The 524-nt window shown below is 31.5% G+C and carries 1 protein-coding gene; it reads left to right on the top strand.

The genetic code is table 11. The annotated features are described in order from the left end of the window. Positions 1-524: DUF11 domain-containing protein (locus tag MBCUR_RS03590; RefSeq protein ID WP_157077653.1), on the top strand; the 524-nt coding region annotated here is incomplete at both ends.

Genomic DNA, 524 nt, shown 5'->3' with positions numbered 1-524 from the left:
TGTTTTAGCTAATGGTGAGAGTATTGTTTTGGATATTCTTGTTCGTTTGAATGGTGTTGGTAATATTGTGAATGTTGCTAATCTTACTGGTGTTAATGAGAATAATACTGGTAATAATAGTAGTAATGTTGATAATGAGACTAATATTACTGTTGTTCCTACTGTGAATATTAGTATTGTTAAATCATCTAATGTGTCTGGATCTGTTTTGAATGGTGCATTTGTTTTGTATTCTATTAATGTGACTAATTTTGGTCCTGATGGTGCTACTGGTTTGCTTATTACTGATAGGTTAGATAGTAGATTGATTTATATTAATAGTACTAGTCCTCGTGGAACTAGTTATGTTGCAAGTACTGGTGTTTGGAATATTAACACTTTGGCTAATGGTGAGTCAATTGTTTTGGATATTCTTGTTCGTTTGAATGGTATTGGTAGTGTTGTGAATGTTGGTAATGTTACTGGTGTTAATGAGAATAATACTGGTGATAATAGTAGTACTCCTGATAATACTACTAATCTTA

It is taken from the genome of Methanobrevibacter curvatus, assembly GCF_001639295.1.
Taxonomy (GTDB): domain Archaea; phylum Methanobacteriota; class Methanobacteria; order Methanobacteriales; family Methanobacteriaceae; genus Methanoflexus; species Methanoflexus curvatus.
The sequence above is the reverse complement of the archived record's forward strand: the minus strand, read 5'-3'. Positions and strand labels throughout refer to the sequence as shown.